This window comes from Acinetobacter sichuanensis, from assembly GCF_003024515.2.
Taxonomy (GTDB): Bacteria; Pseudomonadota; Gammaproteobacteria; order Pseudomonadales; family Moraxellaceae; genus Acinetobacter; species Acinetobacter sichuanensis.
This window is the reverse complement of sequence record NZ_PYIX02000001.1, coordinates 244,821-264,247: the sequence shown is the minus strand read 5'-3', so window position 1 is coordinate 264,247 and position 19,427 is coordinate 244,821. Positions and strand designations below refer to the sequence as shown.

Sequence of the window (19,427 nt, the reverse complement as noted above, 5' to 3'; positions counted from 1 at the left end):
TTAAAGCACTGTTTATTCTGCTGTATTTGATCAATCTCCTCTGTCGCCATGGGTTTTTATACAAAGGAAAAAGATCAATCATTCAGACAATTTATTTTATTGATTTAAAGGAATGACCATGCCATCTTTTCCAACGACAATTTCACCTTTATAAAATGCACCGACATCTTTTTTCCAAACAGCATCGGTTAATTCTGGATCACCTACAGGGACAATATGGCTCAGTACCAGTTTTTTCACTTGTGCTTGAGTTGCAGTTTTTCCAACATCTTGAGGCGTAATATGATGAGCAATCACAGCATCTCTAAAACTTTCATCATATCCCATACGTTTGGCTAAACGACCAATACCATCGCCATGTGCAACTTCATGAACCAAAATATCAGCATTTTTTGCAAACTTGGCAAAAGGTGGGTAATAGTTGGTATCTCCTGAAAATACAAGGTTTTGTTTCTGAGCTGTTTCAAACTTAAAGGCAAATGCCTCGCCCATTTTAAAAGGCTGATGTGGTACTCGTTTGGCTGTTACTTTGACATTTTCATCTTGATATACATCGCCTTCGTCAAACTCATGAACTTTTAAAAACTTATTTAATGGCTCTCGACCTTCATCCTCATAACGTAACTGAATATCGACGTTATAAGCTTTTAAAAGATTTTCTGTCATTTCTTTTGTCCCTTTTGGACCAAAGACTTGAATCTCATGATCTAGACTACTTAGCCAACTGTTCATTAACAAAGCAGGATAATCAAGAATATGATCACTGTGTAAATGCGTAATAAAAATAGCTTTAATATTTTTCAACGGCACTTTTGCTTCTAGTAAGCGATAACTTGCACCATATCCTGCATCAATCACATAAACATCATTCTTTATTTGTATTGCACTTGACTGTGGTAATGACTGTGTTGAATAAAGTGAAGGTCCACCTTTAGTTCCTAACAAAATCAGTTGATCTTGGGCTATCGCCATAGAGCTGAGTAAAAAACCACCGAGTGTTAATGCGCTTAATATCGCATTTTTAACGTTCAACATATCCATGTCCTAATTCAACTATTTTCCATTTTTCAATCGAATGCTATTTATTTAAATATATTAAAAATTGATATGCCTGATTGATACCGAATTAGTTCACATATTTAATAACATTAATGTTAATATATTAACTAAATAATCAACTTTCAACCTTTATTTACATTTAAAGAGATTTAAATTGCCAAAAATATTCCAAAGTCTAAATTATCCTAATTTTAGAAATTACTTTATTGGGCATACTTTATCAACTTTAGGAACATGGATTCAGCAAGTTGCTTTGGCTTGGTTGGTTTATGAACTTACACATTCTGCTGTTCTTCTGGGTCTCATCACATTTTTTGCACTCGCACCGCAACTGGTGATCAGCCCCTTTGTTGGAGCAATGATTGATAAACTGAATAAAAGAAAAGCGCTGATTTTTGTACAAATTCTTTTTTTTATACAAGCATTTCTCTTGGCAATCTGTGCTTATTTTAAATGGCTTGATGCGATCAGTATTTTGGCACTTTCCATGTTTTTAGGTGTACTCAGTGCAATTGATACGCCATTACGCCAATCTTTTATCAGCGATTTAGTTGAAGATAAAAATTATATTGCAAATGCTTTGGCTTTAAATGCCATGATTTTTAATTCATGTCGTTTTATTGGTCCACCTATTGCAGGTTTATTACTGGTCATTGCTGATCCTATTTTGTGCTTTATTTTAAATGCCTTGTCTTATTTTTGCCTCATCATTGCTTTAATGTATATGAAAAATATTCAAGTTGTGAAAGCAAAAGGCTCTATTCAAAGTGTGCTCAAAGAAGGTTATATCTATGTTTTTCATCATGTTGAATATCGATGGATGATGTTATCAATCGCCATTTTAAATTTAACTGCATCAAGTTATGTGGCTATTTTGCCTATTTTTGCAAAAGATTATTTAAATGGCAATGAAACAACTTTGGGCTACTTATGGGGAGCGGCTGGTGTCGGCTCTCTGCTTTCAGCTCTGATCTTAGCCAATACACAAAATGAACAACAAATCAAAAATCGTATTTTTTATAACATGCTACTTTGTGTTTTAGGTCTTATCGCATTAGCACTGATAGATTTAACTTTCTTTTATTATTTTGCTATGTTTTGTTTAGGCTTTGGTATTTCCACCACCAATGTTTCCACAAATATCCTCATTCAACGCCATGCGCCCAGTGAGTTTCGTGGGCGTGTGGTTTCAATTTATACCTCTTTACGCTTTGGATTTGACGCTTTAGGTGGGTTATTGGCAGGCATCCTTGCCACCTATATTGGTGTGAAAAACACCATGTTGATTTTTGCTTTATTATTGGCATTGTTTATTCTTTTTAAATTTTTACACGATAAAAAACCTATGACGACATCATAAAATACCAATAAAATGACTTGATCTTAAAGTTTAATTTTTGACAAGTCATTCAACATGGTCATGAGTTGCTGCATTTTTTCTACCCCATATTGCTCTTGAATTTTTTTATAAGAAGCTTCCATTTTAACGGCTTGCTGCTCAAAGCATGCCTTCCCTTCATCAGTTAAGGTGATCAAATTAATACGCTGATCATTCACATCTTTACGTTTTAATATCAAATCTTGCTCAATCATACGGTTTAAAATCCCCGTTAAGCTTGGTTTTAAAATACATGCAAAATCAGCAAGTTGATTACTCTCCAACTCTTCATATTGATATAAAATACGGATCACTCGCCATTGTTGCTCAGTTAAACCTATTTCATTCAATGCAGGACGAAAATAGGTCATCGTTGCTTCGCGTGCTTGTAACAATGCCAAAGTTAAAGAGGGACGGATCGTTTTCATATCAAACCTAATCATTTATTTTAATAAACATATTAACTTAATTTTGGATCATATTTATATTTTCTTTTGTAGAAGAATGACCATTTTTAAAAAATTTATTCATGCTTCAAACAATTTTACATCATAAATAATGAACAAAATTTTTAATTTAATCTACAAAAAATGGATGATTTTCTTCAGATTAAATCATCCACTTATTTCAGATTATGAGCTAACTCACAAGAATTAGAACTTTTTATTATAGGTTAAGAAAACACGATTTTCCTGAAAATCATTGCCATGATCTACATCATATTTAACATACATATATTGTACACCTAAACCTTTTAATTTTTCTTGCTGAAGATTATAACTTACAATTAAACCAAGCTCAGTTTCTTGGTTTTTACGTCCATCAACCATTTTAATATCATCGCCATATGAATATTTAGCAATCGTATTTAAACCGGGAATGTGATCTTTAAAATTATAGGCATATACCAAGTGATAAGATTTTTCTTCTTGTTTGGCAAATCCAGTTACATTCCAGTTAATAAAATAAGGTTCAGGCAAAAAACCATCTAATAAAGGATAAGCATCGCCAATAATCTGTTGAAAGCCTACACCTAAACTATGATTTTTATATTTTACGGTTTCCAATACGCCAATATTTTGCGTATCAATATGTACGGCTTTACCCGTATCTTGCGCATTAAAATATTTAATTTTAGAGTTTAATGCCAACTCATCAGCGAGTTTAAATGTATGATCTAAACCAACATAATGTAAATTAAATAAATCAGATAAATTTCCGAAATAATATTCACCTTTTAAAGCATCATTAAACTTATAACGAACATCAAGATAATTCAAACCATCTGATTTGTGTTTAACACCTTGTTGCGTATAAGAAAACTTAACAAAGTCTTCCTCATTACGAGGTGAAACACGTGAAACATGACCGACCTCGATCCCAAGCTGATCATTAACTTTACTGTTAAAATTTACCCCCATATAAGAAGATAATAGCTGACGACTGCCATCGACTGATGTGAGTGGTGTATCTAACCATAACTCACCCGCACGTAAGACATTATCTTGATATTTAAATTTTAAAGTTCCACCATATTTTTTAAAATCATCGGCTTGGCTCTTAGACTGTGCATCAAAAGGTAAAATACTGTCTGCAACATGTTTGTCTGAACTTAATCGTGTTGCATATTGTGCTGATGCATCTAAACCAATTTCTAATTGATCAAAAGGTGTTTTTTGATAATCTGAGGTATAAAATAAAGAAACTCCTTGAGACCAACTGCCTTGATCCTTAACTGCCTCAGGATCAAAATCACGATCAATATAAGCATTTTTCAGTGAAAGTTTCCAATTATCTTCAGCATAAACTGTATGACTAAATACCATTCCAACCAAAGTAGAATGGAGAAGAACAGCACCCACTTGCCTCATGGCTATTTTTAAATTTTCCATAATTTTATCCTTTAAAATACGATCCTGTATTTTTATACTTTGTTCATAGTGAAAAATTACAATATAATTAACATATTAACTATATTTATTTAATATATTAACTTAATAGAAAATAAAACTCTAGCACTTAAACTCTAGAGTTTTATTATTTTTAAAAAAATCAGATTAAACTTGTTCTTGTTCAGCACGTTTCTTTAAATAAATTCGTGTGGCAACAGCAGGTGAATCACTTGCGACAGAAATTTCAAAATGATATTGATCTCGATCATCAAGTACTTCTTCTAAAGCACCCAAGCCTTCTACATCTTCTTGAAAAGCAGCAAATAACTGTTCATGCATAAATGCTTCAATATGCTCATCATCTAATGCGAAGTCACGCCCATGAACAATAAAATAGTGCATCGTATTATTGGTTTGAGGTGTTAAAATATGTGCCGTATGAATTTTAAATGTTTGGCGCGTATTTTCATCAAGCGCCGAGTCATAAAATGAAACACTCACTTGATGCAAGCCGGGTGATAAAAATTCTGATGTTGCAATACGTGCAGCCGTTTCCTTACCTGCAAGTCCTGTCGTTTCACCCCATACAGGTGATAAAGTCGTCGGTACAACTTCACGAATTAACTTATAGTGACCCTCTTTTAATTCGGTTTTATAAGGTGCGCTGGCATAATCTGGCGTACCAATTGTATTGGCATGTAAAAAAGTGAGATGCGTTAAATCCATAAGATTTTCATGCATACTGACATAATTTCCGGGATGGAAAAAATAACCTGAAGTAGATGCCCACTGTTCACTCTCCAACCACGGCAATTGGGGAATTTTAGACTCATCAGCAAGTTGTTGATCTCCCAACCAAATCCAAACTAAAGGACCTGTTTCAACCAACTTATATGTTTGAATACCAATACCATGTGGGCACTGTTTTTGTGATGGAATTTCGACTAAATCGCCTGAACTATTATATTTAAAACCATGATAACCACAGATAATATTATTGCCATCTAAATGACTTTTTGACAATGGAAATGAACGATGTGCGCAACGATCTTCAAGCGCAACGGCTTGCCCCTCTAAAGTACGATACATCACAACACGCTTATTTAAAATTTTACGTGCAAATAAATTTCTACCAATTTCACTTTTAAATGCCGCGACATACCATTCATTTAAAATTAATGGCGTATCTTTATTTGCCATTTTATCTGCGGCTTTACGACATGCTTCTATAATATTTACGGTTGGAATGGTCATACAATATCGTCCTGATGATGTCTGAATATTTTGAACTTAAAGATCAAGCTCAATCATTTGGCTTTTGGCTCTAGAAACACAAATCAGCATGCTTTTATTTTCAGCACGTTCTTCGTCACTTAAAATCATATCTTGGTGATCAGGTGTGCCTGAACACACAGTGGTTTCACAGCTTCTACAAATACCTGCACGGCATGAAAATGGCAGTTCAAAGCCCTCTTGTTCTAAGGCATCTAAAATCGACTGGTCTGCCATAACTTGAATTTCTTTACCTGAGCGTTTGAGTTTTAAGGTAAATGAATCTGAGGTCTGTATCGCTGAATGCTCCAAAACAGGCGCGCTAAACCATTCAAAATGTACACGCTCTGGCGCAAGATGCTGTGCTGCCTGTTGCACACTTTGCATCATTGCATTTGGACCACAACAATAAATATGTTCACTCGCATTTAGATTTTTAACAATTTCTTCTACATTTAAATGCTGTTGTTCATGTTCATCATTAAAATAAAATTGAATATTTTCAGGTGCTAATTGAATTAAATCCTCATAAAAACTCGCACGTTGCTTATGTCTTAAAGCATAAATTAATCGCCATTTTTTATGATTTTTGATACACCAATGAATCATGGATAAAATAGGTGTAATACCAATACCACCTGCAATAAAGCAGTACGCATCGGCATCAAGCAAAGGAAAATTATTACGAGGTGAGCTGACTTTTAAAGTATCACCCACACGAATTTTTTGATGAATATATTGTGAACCACCACGCCCATCCTGCGCTAGCCCAACTGCAATCACATAACGTTGTCTTTCACTTGAACAATTCAACAAGGAATAATGACGAATCAAACCATTTTCAAGATAAACTTCTAGATGTGAACCTGCACTAAACTGTGGCAGGTCTTGCCGCTGCGGATGTTGTAACTCTAAAACAAGTGTGTCTTTGGCTTCTGCCTGCACATGCGTAACAACCAACGCGAATAATGAACTTTCCATAGTGACTGACTCCCTTTCATATGACTCATATGAATAAGATTCAGTATAAATAGGCTTCAAATAAAGCCTGTCCCCCAAAAGGAGGACAAAATCTAAAATAATGTGATAAAGAGATGTAATGCGATAGCGTCACTCCGCTAAGTCTAATGTGATGGGTTGAATTTAGAATATTTTGAAATCACGATCCATTGAGTTTCACAGCACAGTAAAATCACTACAAAAACAAAGCAAAGAGTTGATTTTTAAAATTAATTCCTAATTTTTCAAATGCACGATTACGATAAGTTTTAATGGTAGATTCTTTTAAATTTAAATCAGCAGCAATGCCAATATAACTCATTCCTTTTAAAATACGGCTACATACTTCAACTTCTTGGCTTGTCAGTAAAGGCTGATACTTGAATAGTTGCTGCTTTAAGTCTTTTTGCTGACTTTTTTCTTGTAAAGCCAAATGACCTTGAATCAGTTTGACCAATGCAGGAATGATACGTTCAAAGTTTTCAATTTCATGATCTGAATAAAAACCTTGCTCCTTATGACGATACAAATTAAATAAAATTGGCGAATTATCATCGTCTCGATAAAGACCACATAGCCGCTGAATTAGACCATTTTTCTCATAAATTTCTTGCCGATAAGGTGAAAAAATAATTTCATCTGCGCAAAGCTGTCCTGTTGTCGTTTGATGCTGCTCTATATTTTGCGTGGCTAAATTTTGATATAAATCATCATAGAGATGATAGCGTTTGACATAAGATTGCCCACAATGCCATGCAACATTTGGACGATCATGTTGTCGATCACACAATAATAATGCAGGAATATTATCTTTAACGCGCAAAATAGAAAAATGCTTCGATTGCACCCATGTATTTAAATAAAACAATAAGGATGAATCAAACTCTGGACGCCCCATGAGTGCCGCTAAATCAATGAAATTTGAAAAATTTTGACGATTATTCATCTTCTAAATCCATTTAGATGATGACTTATTAGTATATGAATCTGTGCGGCTTAGCAAGATTTATTATTGAAAAATGAAAAAGGAGTTTTCACTTTGTGATCTATATAATCCATTCTGTAAAAGTGAAGCATAAAGTCATCTAAAGACAACAATTCACTTCACTTTTACAGTATAAAATTAAATACCAATTAAGTCTTTTAACATCTTTTTAAATAGCTCACGATCTTCAGGCGCATATTGAGCAAAAACTTCCTCCTGATGACTTTCTGCAATTTTATAAAGCATATGAGCACATTCATTTCCTTGCGCTGTTAACTCATAAGAATGCCCAGTATCAAGCAATAAACCTTTTTGTGCCAAAATTTCTGTTGCTTGTTCAATTTCATGAATCGGCATTGCCACTTCACGTTGCAAATCACTTTTACTGGTCGCAGTTTTACTTTCTAAAACCAGAAGTAAACGCGCTTCACTGGTTCTAAAACCACTGGTAAGTTGCTTAGGTTGATAATCATTTTGATATGCACGTACAGCTTGAGTCAGCAAATAGTACATATTGTTATATAAACGTCCCGGAAATACGCTTTCTTCTGTACTTGCTTTGCTGTTTAAGCTCGGATGAGGTAAAACCGCAGAATAAGCACCTTGATGATATAACAAAGGTGAACGACCATAATCATGAAATTTAACAACTTTTCCGATAATAATCCAATGATCACCACCTTCAACAATATTAAATTTTTCACACTCAAAAACAGCCGAACAGTTTTTTAAAATAGGGCTAGATCCAGCCCCGATTTCATACTCAATTCCTGCAAATTTATCTTCAGCACGACGAGCAAATTTATTGGATAAATCAATTTGTGCTGCCGACAAAATGTTTACTGCAAAATGCGTCGCTTCTGAAAAAATACGGTAACTTGATGAGTTTTTATCAATACTCCATAAAATTAATGCAGGATCTAAAGAAACTGAATTAAAACTATTTGCAGTAACACCTACACGCTCACCTTGCGCATTTTGCGCTGTCATAATGGTGACACCTGTCGCAAAATTACCTAAGGCACGACGAAATGCTTTTGGATCTAGTGCTTGTATATTCATATTTTCGACCATGCTATTCATATCACAACTCCTTGTATTTGAATAATAATGAAATTAAACCATGCTTGGATCTGGTTCTAAGCCCATTAATTCACGACCTAAAATTTGCGCACAAACATCATAGTCGGTATAAGCATGCGCACCTGTCATATGTGCATCACGGAATAAACGTTGGAGTTCACTACTATCTAACCAACTGGTTGCCCCTGCACCTGCCATCAAACGATCTACAGCTTCGATACACATCTTGACTGCATAGGCTTGATTTGTACGCCAAAAAGCCAATGTCTCTTTATTTGGATAAAGATGATTAACGCCATGTAAACGATGGTCTTCCCAAGTTTTTTCTAACAATGCACGTGCAGCAGCAACTTGATGTGTTGATTCAGCTATGCGCATTAAAGCAGGTGTTGCAACGCCAACATTTACACCTGTATAAGCACGAATACGATTGCGCTGCTTATCTTTAAACGCTTCAATCATACGTTCTGCCACACCTAAACTTACTGCGGAAAAACCACTGGCAAAATATGGGCGATAAGGTGAATAGAAAATTTCTGACTGAGGATATAAACCAAACCCTGCCGATTTACCTTCCATCATGTCTTTGGCTTTAGAAATACGATATTCAGGAATGAATACATCGACTAATTTTAATTGTTTTGAACCACTGCTCTTAATGGCTTGTGCATACCAGTTATCCACAATTTCATAATCTTGACGAGGAATCACACCAAAACTATAGATTTTATGACCTTCTGCATCAAAACGGTTAAAACCAACAATGGCATATTCAGCATGATCACATCCACTGCTCCAGCCATATTCACCATTTAAAATAACGCCACCATCAACCTCTTGTACTTTGCCAAAAGGTGCGATTGAGCTACTTGCTGTTGCATCAACATTATTCAGCCAGATTTCATCTTGTAGCTGTTTGCTAAACATCGCAATTTGATGGCTATGCGTACATAACAAACTAAAAGCCCATGCAGTTCCTGCACATGCACCTGCTAAAGTGACAATACAATTGGCAAAATCAGGCAAACTCATTTCCAACCCACCATATACTTTAGGTTGGAATGCACGATGAAAATTAATTTCTTTTAACAAAGCAATATTTTCATCAGGCACACGGCGCAGTTGTTCTGCTTCTTCAGCACGTGCCGCAATTTTTGGTAAAATTTCCTTAATTTTTTCTAACATCGTTTTTTCTGACGAAATTGGGTTTGCTGCTTCTGTATAAATCATTTGGATTGAATCAGATGCGTCATTTGCATAGTTCTCAAAAGACTCATGTGTCGAAATTGTATTTTCCATGATTACTCTTCCTTAAAAATCAGATATTTATAAAAAAATATTTATTTAACTTCCTAATATTTTTCTATTATTCATGGAATACACGATTTAGTTAATGCATTTTTCACGTATTAATTTGTACTTTTCATGGCTTTTTATCGCTGTATTTATGAAAGCTTGTCATCCCCGTCATTTCATATTTTATTTATCTTGACATCCTCCCCGACCTAAAGGACGGGGATTCCTACTACTAGACGCTCATGTCCGAGCGCAAGAATATTAATCGCTGAGTTTATATCTCTATCATGGCATGTACCACATTCCATGCACGACCATTCTCTTATTCCAAGTCCTGTCCTACCTTTCGGACTACTAGAGCGTGAGCCACAGCACGAACCTTGCGAAACGATGTTTCTCAGGTGGTATAGGCTTCGTTGACTTCTTCAAACAATACCCCTGCGTTCTCGCATTTATACTTGAGCATTGTTTTTAGTGCTGAAAATCCTGTATCTAAAACAGGCTTTGCCATTTTAGTTTTTACAAGTTTCTTGGCACTCAAGTTACCTACTATGATGTATACATTATTTTTCACAAGCATGGTGCTTGCTTTGTGCAAATGATCTTTTCGACAATTTGCAATCTTAGCGTGTAATGCACGTACACGTTTTTTATTCTTTGCTCGTTGAGCTATCCCTAATTTCTGCTCGTATTTTCGATAGAACTTAGGATTTGAAATCACAGTGCCATCAGAACAAGTGGCTATATCTTTTAAACCGAGATCAATGCCTATTGCTTTAGTTGTGGTTGGTTTTTCTTGCTTATGTGAATCAACTACAAGACAAACGTACCAACGTCCACGACTATCCTCGACAAACGAGCCTGTTTTAACGTTGTATTTACTTAGTCCGTAGCTATCCCATAGTTTGAATTGATGCTTTCCATATTGCACATATCCATCAGCATATTTAACCGCTACTTTCTTAAATGGTATCCATCCCAAAGAACGCCTAGCTGATTTTTTGTTACTGACACGCCATTTCAATTTAGCTTTTTTAAATTGCTTTCTTCGGGTAACTAATTCTTCTGTGACCGCCTGAATAGTTTGGCTGTGCAAGTTACATTCTTTCGATGTGCCTTTGGTATATTGAGCAATATCGTATGCTGAGAAAAATTGACCTGTTCTTTTTAGACGCTTAAAACTTAAATCATTGACATAATTCCAAACAAAATTAACCTCTGATGCTAATTGGTCTAGCATCTTGCAATGTTTATCTTTTATGCGTAATTTAAGTGTTTTCATGTGGTTATTTTAACAATGACATTTTAAATAGAGAACCCCAAAGATATTATACGACACTTCATGTCGTATGACTTACGCCAGTCGCTTATATCCTCGCCCTGAACGGCGAGGTTTTACGCTCCAATAGATAAAAAAACCAGCCGAAGCTGGTTAAAGATGTTTTCAAATAAAATATCAATTAATTTTTATGCCATACAATCGGTGATTTCATTTGCTCTGCCTCATGGTCAGGTCCTAACGGAATACCTGAACGATCACGCAAGGACAGCGTAGACAATAACGCAATACTGGTCATCACTGCCAAATAAATCGTGACGGAGAAGGTCGAACCTGTGACACTCACTAGCCATGTTCCAATCATTGGGGCAAATGCACCACCTAAAATTGCACCTAAAGCATAAGAAATCGAAATTCCAGAAAAACGCACCGATGCTGGAAATAACTCAGAGTAAAATGCTGATTGCACCCCATAAGTCAAACCAATACCACTCGCAAGGAAACATAAACCTAAAGCAAATAATGGCATTGCACCTGTATTAACCAAAGGAAATAGTGCAAAAACGCCACATAATTGAATAATCCATCCGATGATATAGGTTTTTTTACGTCCAATTTTGTCTGATAATGCACCTGAAATATAAGTCGTAATCAACCAACAAAAAGAAGCCAATGTGACACAAATCAGGACAGGTGTTCGCTCTAGTTGTAAAGGTCCTGTAGGGTTCGTCGCATAGTTTTGAATGAAGCCACCTGTCGTCATATAACCACAAGCACTATTTCCAGCAAAAACCAAAGCAGCCAATAAAACCAGTAAAGCATGATTTTTAAATAAATCACGAATAGGCGTTTGAGAGGCACTTTTACGTTCTTTAATTTCTTCAAACACAGGACTTTCTTCTACAGTACGACGAATCCAATGCCCAACAAATAACAAAACGATACTAAAAAGAAAGGGAATGCGCCAACCCCATTCGATGAAAGCATCACCGGGTGCAACAATACCTGTCATTAAAGCAAACATACCTGAGGCTAAAATCAATCCCAAAGGTACGCCAATTTGTGGAAATGAACCAAAGCGTCCACGCTTATGTGTAGGTGCATGTTCAACTGCCATAAGCACAGCCCCGCCCCATTCACCTCCTGCGGCAAGACCTTGTAAAATACGCAAAATAAGCAATAGGACTGGAGCAGCAACACCAATACTTGCATAAGTCGGGAGCAAACCTATACATGTTGTTGCAATCCCCATCAGTACCAGTGTCATCACCAATACAATACGACGCCCATATTTATCACCTAAATACCCTGCTAAAAATGCACCTAGTGGTCGAAATAAAAAGCTAATTCCAACGGTTGCAAATGCCAGTATCGTTCCAAGCGTATTACCTGCAGGAGCAAAAAATAAGTCTTTAAAAATCAGACCTGCTGCTGCCGCATAAATAAAAAAGTCATACCACTCTACAGTCGTACCAACGATAGTTGCATAGGCAACTTTACGTTCTTCCTTGGTCATTTTATCTGATGTAGACGCATAGGTAGATGTTGTTTCCATTTCTATCTCCTTATAGAGAAACAATCAGCTTTATTTTATTCAACCTCATGAATTTAATTAATATATTAACAAATTGATTTTAATAACACCTGAATATCTAGAGAAATTAAAATCAAACATGAGGGATTTTTACAAAAAACTTAATACTTTAAAAAAATATTAAATTGTTAATATATTAATTAATAACATATACAATATCTAATTAAAATACATTTTCAATAAAATTAATTAAAATATTAAGTCAAATGACTAAAATAAAGTTGACTATATGGGTTGAGTTTTGTGAAATAGATATTTGCTTCAGTCAAATTGGCAGCAAGATTTAAGTCATGATCTGAGGACATATTTCTCATCCTTTAAAAGAATGAATAACGACACATCAGAAAATAAACTTTTGATATTTATTGATTAAACGATAAATATTTACTTTGGGCTTTGATCAGCATGTTAACCATTTCATTTTCAAGCATCATTTTATCTATATATAAGTAAAAATAAGGGTCGCTACACCCTTATTTTAAATCATGATAAATAGATCTAAATGCCCATACACATGTATTTTAATTCTTGATAATCTTCAATACCATATTTTGAGCCTTCACGCCCACAACCTGATTCTTTGATTCCCCCGAACGGCGCAACTTCTGTTGAAATTAAACCCTCGTTGATCCCAACCATCCCATACTCTAATGCTTCACCTACACGCCAAGCTCGACTTAAACTTTCTGTATAAATATATGAAGCTAAACCAAATTCTGTATCATTTGCCATTTGGATTGCTTGTGCTTCGGTAGAAAATTTAAAAACAGGTGCCAATGGACCAAAAGTTTCATCTTTAGCAACCAACATATCAGGAGTAACATCGGCTAAAACGGTTGGCTCAAAAAAGGTGTGCCCTAAAGCATGACGTTGCCCACCCACAACAACTTTTGCACCTTTTGATGTTGCATCTTCAATATGCTCTTGAATTTTTTCTACTGCTTTTTCATTGATCAACGGACCTTGTTCAGCGCCTTGTTCAAAAGCAGGAGCAACTTTAAGCTGTGCCACGGCAGCTTTTAATTTCTCAATAAAAGCATCATAAACAGCATCTTGCACTAAAATACGGTTTGTACATACACAAGTTTGACCGCTATTACGGAATTTTGAAGCAATCGCACCTTCTACAGCTCGGTCTAGATTTGCATCATCAAAAATAATAAATGGCGCATTTCCACCTAGCTCCATACTGACTTTTTTCATCGTTGATGAACATTGCTCCATCAATAATTTGCCAATTTGTGTAGACCCTGTAAAAGACACTTTCTTGACCGCAGGATGCTGTGTCAATACCGCACCAATTTCACGCGCGCTGCCTGTCACCACATTAATCACACCTTGAGGAATCCCTGCTTGCTCTGCTAAAGCTACAAGTGCTAAAGCTGACAATGGGGTTTCAGAAGCAGGTTTAATAATCACGGTACAGCCCGCAGCAAGTGCTGGACCTACTTTACGCGTAATCATCGCATTTGGAAAATTCCATGGTGTAATGGCAGCGACTACACCTACAGGCTGACGAATGACAACAAGACGACGACCTTGTTTATCATGAGGAATAACATCGCCATAAGTACGTTTTGCTTCTTCAGCAAACCATTCGATAAAACTTGCACCATACAAAATCTCACCACGACTTTCTGTCATGGGTTTCCCTTGTTCAGTACTTAAAATCATGGCTAAATCTTCTTGATTTTCAATAATCAATTGATACCATTTCTTTAATAATAATGAGCGCTCTTTTGCAGTAGTGAGTTTCCATGTAGCTAATGCAGTATCCGCAGCAACAACAGCCTGTTCAACTTGCTGAGCTGCAACAGATGCAATATTTGCAATGATTTCACCTGTGGCAGGATTTGTAACTGCAAAGGTTTTATTGTCGTGTGCATTTACCCATTGACCATCAATAAAAACTTGTTCTTTAAATAAAGTTGTATTTGTTAATTGCATACTTAAATTCCTTAATAGACGCTTGGTGCTTGTGGCTGAGTAGTTGCGTCTGTCTGTTTAAATTTTCCTAGCAATTGTGTCATCGACTTCATCAATAAACTCGTGTCTACGCCAACAGCGACAAACTCTGTGCCTAAAGCCAAATATGTTTTTGCCAAGGTTTCATCCGCAGATAAAATACCCGCAGCTTTACCTGCTTGGCGAATTTTTTGAATTGTTTCTACAATCACTTTTTGTACTTCAGGATGTCCTGCCTGCCCACGATAACCCAAAGCAGCAGACAAATCAGCAGGACCAATAAAGACGCCATCAATGCCTTCGACTTGTAAAATTTCGTCTAGATTTTCTAAGCCTTTTTTGGACTCAATTTGTACCAACACACTAATTTGTTCATCAGCAGTCTGTAAATAATCTGTAATGTTATTCCAACGAGAAGCACGTGCTAATGCAGCACCTACGCCACGAATTCCTTCAGGTGGATACCGTGTTGCTTGTACCATCAATTGTGCTTGCTCAGCCGACTCCACCATTGGAATCAACAGCGTTTGAGCACCAATATCCAGTAATTGTTTAATCAGATGAATATCACCTGTTACAGGACGAACCACAGCTTGGCTCTGATAAGGTGCAATGGCTTGTAGTTGTTCTAAAATACTACGAACATCATTCGGTGCATGCTCACCATCAATGAGTAACCAATCATAGCCAGCATTGGCAGCTATTTCTGCACAATACCCCTGTGCAAGCCCGACCCACATCCCAATTTGCTGTTCAGTTTTAAGCTTCTTTTTAAAATAATTTGTTGTATCAATCATGTCTGCTCCTCAATTACATAAAACGAAATGCAATTGAACCCAATTGATCATAATCAATATGGAAAGTATCACCTGCTTTTGCTGCAACAGGACGAGTAAATGAACCACCTAAAATAATTTGACCTGCTTCTAATGTCACACCATATGGATGTAGTTTATTTGCAAGCCACGCCACACCTTTGGCTGGATGATTCAATACCGCAGCAGACACTCCAGACTCTTCAATCACCCCATTACGATATAAAATTGCAGAAATACGACGTAAATCGAGTTCAGTTGGCTTAATTGGTCGACCACCTAATACAATTCCTGCATTGGCTGCATTATCTGAAATCGTGTCAAATACCTTACGGGTAATTTGTGTCTCAGGGTCTACATTATGCAAACGCGCATCAATAATTTCGACCGCAGGAATAATATAATCCGTTGCATCTAGCACATCAAAAATCGTGCAATTTGGTCCTGAAAGTGGTTTACCCAAAATAAAAGCTAACTCCACTTCAACACGTGGCACGATAAAGCGTGACATTGGAATGTCAGTTCCTTCGTCAAATACCATATCATCTAATAACGCACCATAATCAGGTTCAGTAATATTAGAAGAAACTTGCATGGCACGTGAAGTTAAACCGATCTTATGTCCAACCAATTTACGCCCTTCAGCAATTTTATGTGCGACCCATGCTTTTTGAATTTCATAGGCATCTTCAATGGTAATTTCAGGATATTGCAATGAAAACTGACGAATTTGTTGACCTGATTTTTCAGCTTGATCCAGTTGCAAAGCGAGTTCTTGAATTTTTGCTTGATCTAACATAAAGATATCCTTATCTAACCATTATTTTTTAAAAATTGATGAATATTGTTGGATTTGAAATTTAAAACGGGATCTAGTTCTTTCATCTCAAAAGAAATTGCCAATAAACGCTGCTCTTTTAATGGTTGAAAAAATGCTTCAATTTTTTCAAAGAGTTCTGTTGCTACACGTTGACGTGTTTCTAAATCACGCCCAGAACCAACTTTTAGCGTCATATGAACAAAGGCATAATCATGTAAACCATCTGCCATACGAAATTTATCCATACGAATCGCACGACTACGAATACCACCTAAAGGGAAGATTCCTGTGCCACCTAAAAAGTTATTTACTTGTGTAAATAAGTCTTGAAAATCGACTGATTCTTCTAAATTTGCACTGTATTCAGCAATAAAATGAGGCATCAGAAATCTCCTTTTTATGATTTAAACAATTGAGTCAGGCAGTGGGAAAATGGCATTGATTTGCCCTGTTCCTGAACTCGGAAACGCTGGCGTAATAATTTCTACGGCTTTGTCATACTGATCCCAGCCTAATAATCCAAGTAGCATTGCAGTGTCATGCATACCACCTTCGCCATAACAGTATTCTGCATATTCAGGCAACATATCTGTAAATGCTTTCCACTCTGCACGTTGCCACATGCCGACAACATGTTTATCAACTTGGCGATCCCATTCACGGGTATATTCATCCATACCACGCTTATATTCACGATCCCAAATAAAACGATGTGACAATGAACCACTGGCAAATACCGCTACAGTACCTTCATATTTTTCAATGGCTTTGAGTAAACCCTCACCAAATTTACGGCTGTCTTCTAATTCATGAGAAGTTAAAAAAGCAGATACTGAAACGACTTTAAAATGTTTATCCTGATTCATATAACGCATTGGAACCAATGTGCCATATTCAAGTTCAAGACTTTTAATATTATGTGCTTGTGCTCGAATGCCTGTTTTACAAATTTCTTCTTGCATCAACTGACCCAATTCAGGGTTTCCATCATAATCAAATTCCATATTTTGAATAAAATGTGGCAATTCATTACTGGTATAAATACCACTAAAATTTTCACCTGCATTAATATGAAATGCGCTATTGACTAGCCAATGACTATCAAAAACAATGATCGTATCGACACCAAGTTCACGACAACGACGACCAATTTCAATATGACCATCAATTGCTGCTTGACGGATTCCATTGGTTGGACCTGGCAATTCTGATAAATACATTGACGGTACATGTGTGATTTTTGCAGCAAGAGCAAGCTTACCCATTTCTATCTTCCTGATATTCTTCTTTCAAATGTTGTGTAAAGTATTTTTTGATCGCTGAGTTTTATATTGAATATTTCCTTTATCTTGAGAAAAGGCTTAGAGTGAGGTAAAAAGCCCACTCCAAGCTTCAAATAAAGACAAAAATCCAATATATCTCGCTGAGAAACACATCACACAAAACTTAATATTGAGTTGATTTTCCTGTATTTTATCTCACACAAGAATGCTGTTCTTAAATTCTAAATGGCGTGTTACACGCCCCATTTTGGTATATGGTGCGATCCCATTGAAATACAAACATTTTTGATTTCCGTAAATACTTCAAGGCTATATTCACCGCCTTCACGCCCTGTTCCTGAACCTTTTACGCCACCAAAAGGTTGACGTAAATCACGTACGTTTTGGCTGTTAATAAACACCATACCCGCTTCAATACCAGCAGCTAAACGATGTGCTTTACCAATATCTTGTGTCCAAATATAAGATGCCAAACCATACTCAACATCATTGGCTAAATATAATGCCTCAGCTTCATCTTTAAACTTGATCAAACATACAACAGGTCCAAAGATTTCTTCTTGTGCAATACGCATACGGTTATCAACGTTGGCAAAAACCGTTGGCTGAATAAACTGACCTTTTTGTAAATGTTCAGGTAAATTTGCTGGACGCTCTAAGCCACCTGCTACTAGGCTTGCACCTTCCTCAATACCAATCTTGATATAACCTGTCACTTTGTCATAATGTGCTTGCGTAATCATTGAACCGACTTGCGTTTTCGGGTCTTGTGGATCACCAACAATGATATTTTTTGCACGACGTGCAAATTCTTTTACAAACTCATCGTAAACCGACTCTTGAATGAAAATACGGCTACCTGCGGTACAACGTTCACCATTTAATGAGAAGATCGTAAATAATGCTGCATCTAATGCACGTTCAAGATCGGCATCTTCAAAAATCAACACAGGTGATTTACCACCTAACTCCATTGAGTATTTTTTCAGCCCAGCATTTGCCATGATACGACGACCTGTTGCCGTACCACCTGTAAATGAAATTGCACGAACATCAGGATGCTTCACTAAAGCATCACCTGCTGTTGCACCATAACCTTGAACAACGTTAAATACCCCTTCAGGAATACCCGCTTCCAAAGCTAAACGCCCTAATTCATTCGCTGTTAATGGTGAAAGCTCCGACATTTTCAGAACAGCAGTATTACCTAATGCCAAACATGGTGCAGTTTTCCATGTTGCTGTCATAAATGGTACGTTCCAAGGTGAAACCAAACCACAAACACCCACTGGCTGATGCAATGTATAGTTCAACATTTGATCATCAACAGGATAAGTATGCCCATTCATGCGAGTGCAAACTTCAGCAAAGAAGTTGAAGTTATGTGAAGCACGAGGAATCAAAACATTTTTGGTTTGGTGAATTGGTAAACCTGTATCTAATGTTTCAAGTTCAGCAATTTTCGCAACGTTTTGATCAATCAGATCACCTAAGTTACGCATTAAACGCGCACGTTCTTTTGCAGGTGTTTTCGCCCATTGTGGTGCTGCACGTTTCGCTGCGGCAACTGCAAGATCAATTTCAGCTTGCCCACCACTTGCAACTTCACCAATCGCTTGATTTGTCGCAGGATTATAGTTTGTAAATGTTTCTTGGCTTTCGACTTCTTTACCATCAATCCAGTGTTTAATCATACCGTTCATCCCT

The 19,427-nt window shown here is 36.5% G+C and carries 16 protein-coding genes and 1 pseudogene; 1 reads left to right on the top strand and 16 read right to left on the bottom strand.

The features are described from left to right. Window positions 1–96: 96 nt before the first annotated feature. Window positions 97–1,035: an MBL fold metallo-hydrolase gene (locus C9E89_RS01260; protein WP_107006620.1), complete on the bottom strand. Its 939-nt coding sequence runs from the start codon at window positions 1,033–1,035 to the stop codon at window positions 97–99. Between the two features lie 178 nt (window positions 1,036–1,213). Here C9E89_RS01260 and C9E89_RS01255 point away from each other — a divergent pair, with 178 nt between their 5' ends. Beyond that, window positions 1,214–2,419, top strand: coding sequence for an MFS transporter (locus C9E89_RS01255; RefSeq protein ID WP_228198961.1), 1,206 nt, complete (start codon window positions 1,214–1,216; stop codon window positions 2,417–2,419). A 23-nt stretch (window positions 2,420–2,442) separates the two neighbouring features. Here C9E89_RS01255 and hpaR read toward each other — a convergent pair whose 3' ends face one another. The 15 genes and pseudogenes from hpaR to hpaE all read right to left on the bottom strand — a co-directional run bounded on the left by hpaR (window position 2,443) and on the right by hpaE (window position 19,414). Beyond that, on the bottom strand, window positions 2,443–2,865 hold the full coding sequence (gene hpaR / locus C9E89_RS01250; RefSeq protein WP_107006619.1) for a homoprotocatechuate degradation operon regulator HpaR: 423 nt from the start codon (window positions 2,863–2,865) through the stop codon (window positions 2,443–2,445). A 225-nt stretch (window positions 2,866–3,090) separates the two neighbouring features. Then, complete coding sequence (locus C9E89_RS01245; RefSeq protein ID WP_107006618.1) at window positions 3,091–4,329, bottom strand: OprD family outer membrane porin; 1,239 nt, start codon at window positions 4,327–4,329, stop codon at window positions 3,091–3,093. Between the two features lie 165 nt (window positions 4,330–4,494). After that, complete coding sequence (locus tag C9E89_RS01240) at window positions 4,495–5,583, bottom strand: aromatic ring-hydroxylating dioxygenase subunit alpha (RefSeq protein WP_107006617.1); 1,089 nt, start codon at window positions 5,581–5,583, stop codon at window positions 4,495–4,497. Window positions 5,584–5,619: 36 nt separating this feature from the next. After that, the gene (locus C9E89_RS01235; protein ID WP_107006616.1) at window positions 5,620–6,582 is read right to left on the bottom strand and encodes a PDR/VanB family oxidoreductase; all 963 of its coding nucleotides are present in this window, start codon (window positions 6,580–6,582) and stop codon (window positions 5,620–5,622) included. 214 nt (window positions 6,583–6,796) lie between these two features. After that, window positions 6,797–7,546, bottom strand: a complete 750-nt coding sequence (locus C9E89_RS01225) for a helix-turn-helix domain-containing protein (RefSeq protein WP_107006614.1) — start codon at window positions 7,544–7,546, stop codon at window positions 6,797–6,799. A gap of 177 nt (window positions 7,547–7,723) precedes the next feature. Beyond that, window positions 7,724–8,668 carry a p-hydroxyphenylacetate 3-hydroxylase reductase component gene (locus tag C9E89_RS01220; protein WP_107006613.1) on the bottom strand — a complete coding sequence of 315 codons (945 nt, stop codon included), beginning with the start codon at window positions 8,666–8,668 and terminating at the stop codon, window positions 7,724–7,726. Between the two features lie 33 nt (window positions 8,669–8,701). Beyond that, window positions 8,702–9,967, bottom strand: a complete 1,266-nt coding sequence (locus C9E89_RS01215; protein ID WP_107006612.1) for a p-hydroxyphenylacetate 3-hydroxylase oxygenase component — start codon at window positions 9,965–9,967, stop codon at window positions 8,702–8,704. 206 nt (window positions 9,968–10,173) lie between these two features. Continuing rightward, window positions 10,174–11,246 (bottom strand): annotated as a pseudogene (locus C9E89_RS01210) (RNA-guided endonuclease InsQ/TnpB family protein). Window positions 11,247–11,424: 178 nt separating this feature from the next. Continuing rightward, entirely contained in the window at window positions 11,425–12,798 is a 1,374-nt protein-coding gene (locus C9E89_RS01205; RefSeq protein ID WP_107006611.1) for an MFS transporter, read from the bottom strand. Between the two features lie 537 nt (window positions 12,799–13,335). Continuing rightward, on the bottom strand, window positions 13,336–14,784 hold the full coding sequence (locus C9E89_RS01200; RefSeq protein WP_107006610.1) for an NAD-dependent succinate-semialdehyde dehydrogenase: 1,449 nt from the start codon (window positions 14,782–14,784) through the stop codon (window positions 13,336–13,338). A gap of 11 nt (window positions 14,785–14,795) precedes the next feature. Next, window positions 14,796–15,599, bottom strand: a complete 804-nt coding sequence (gene hpaI, locus C9E89_RS01195; protein WP_107006609.1) for a 4-hydroxy-2-oxoheptanedioate aldolase — start codon at window positions 15,597–15,599, stop codon at window positions 14,796–14,798. 13 nt (window positions 15,600–15,612) lie between these two features. Further along, entirely contained in the window at window positions 15,613–16,416 is an 804-nt protein-coding gene (gene hpaH, locus C9E89_RS01190) for a 2-oxo-hept-4-ene-1,7-dioate hydratase (protein WP_107006608.1), read from the bottom strand. A gap of 14 nt (window positions 16,417–16,430) precedes the next feature. Continuing rightward, on the bottom strand, window positions 16,431–16,820 hold the full coding sequence (locus tag C9E89_RS01185) for a 5-carboxymethyl-2-hydroxymuconate Delta-isomerase (RefSeq protein ID WP_107006607.1): 390 nt from the start codon (window positions 16,818–16,820) through the stop codon (window positions 16,431–16,433). A 21-nt stretch (window positions 16,821–16,841) separates the two neighbouring features. Next, window positions 16,842–17,702 carry a 3,4-dihydroxyphenylacetate 2,3-dioxygenase gene (gene hpaD / locus C9E89_RS01180; protein WP_107006606.1) on the bottom strand — a complete coding sequence of 287 codons (861 nt, stop codon included), beginning with the start codon at window positions 17,700–17,702 and terminating at the stop codon, window positions 16,842–16,844. 251 nt (window positions 17,703–17,953) lie between these two features. Then, the gene (gene hpaE, locus C9E89_RS01175; RefSeq protein ID WP_107006605.1) at window positions 17,954–19,414 is read right to left on the bottom strand and encodes a 5-carboxymethyl-2-hydroxymuconate semialdehyde dehydrogenase; all 1,461 of its coding nucleotides are present in this window, start codon (window positions 19,412–19,414) and stop codon (window positions 17,954–17,956) included. Window positions 19,415–19,427: the final 13 nt, after the last annotated feature.

What these genes read in the sequence shown, in the direction of transcription:
- C9E89_RS01260 (WP_107006620.1), bottom strand. Translation starts at nt 1,035, where the DNA reads ATGTTGAACGTTAAAAATGCGATATTAAGCGCATTAACACTCGGTGGT.
- hpaR (WP_107006619.1), bottom strand. Translation starts at nt 2,865, where the DNA reads ATGAAAACGATCCGTCCCTCTTTAACTTTGGCATTGTTACAAGCACGC.
- C9E89_RS01245 (WP_107006618.1), bottom strand. Translation starts at nt 4,329, where the DNA reads ATGGAAAATTTAAAAATAGCCATGAGGCAAGTGGGTGCTGTTCTTCTC.
- C9E89_RS01240 (WP_107006617.1), bottom strand. Translation starts at nt 5,583, where the DNA reads ATGACCATTCCAACCGTAAATATTATAGAAGCATGTCGTAAAGCCGCA.
- C9E89_RS01235 (WP_107006616.1), bottom strand. Translation starts at nt 6,582, where the DNA reads ATGGAAAGTTCATTATTCGCGTTGGTTGTTACGCATGTGCAGGCAGAA.
- C9E89_RS01225 (WP_107006614.1), bottom strand. Translation starts at nt 7,546, where the DNA reads ATGAATAATCGTCAAAATTTTTCAAATTTCATTGATTTAGCGGCACTC.
- C9E89_RS01220 (WP_107006613.1), bottom strand. Translation starts at nt 8,668, where the DNA reads ATGAATAGCATGGTCGAAAATATGAATATACAAGCACTAGATCCAAAA.
- C9E89_RS01215 (WP_107006612.1), bottom strand. Translation starts at nt 9,967, where the DNA reads ATGGAAAATACAATTTCGACACATGAGTCTTTTGAGAACTATGCAAAT.
- C9E89_RS01205 (WP_107006611.1), bottom strand. Translation starts at nt 12,798, where the DNA reads ATGGAAACAACATCTACCTATGCGTCTACATCAGATAAAATGACCAAG.
- C9E89_RS01200 (WP_107006610.1), bottom strand. Translation starts at nt 14,784, where the DNA reads ATGCAATTAACAAATACAACTTTATTTAAAGAACAAGTTTTTATTGAT.
- hpaI (WP_107006609.1), bottom strand. Translation starts at nt 15,599, where the DNA reads ATGATTGATACAACAAATTATTTTAAAAAGAAGCTTAAAACTGAACAG.
- hpaH (WP_107006608.1), bottom strand. Translation starts at nt 16,416, where the DNA reads ATGTTAGATCAAGCAAAAATTCAAGAACTCGCTTTGCAACTGGATCAA.
- C9E89_RS01185 (WP_107006607.1), bottom strand. Translation starts at nt 16,820, where the DNA reads ATGCCTCATTTTATTGCTGAATACAGTGCAAATTTAGAAGAATCAGTC.
- hpaD (WP_107006606.1), bottom strand. Translation starts at nt 17,702, where the DNA reads ATGGGTAAGCTTGCTCTTGCTGCAAAAATCACACATGTACCGTCAATG.
- hpaE (WP_107006605.1), bottom strand. Translation starts at nt 19,414, where the DNA reads ATGATTAAACACTGGATTGATGGTAAAGAAGTCGAAAGCCAAGAAACA.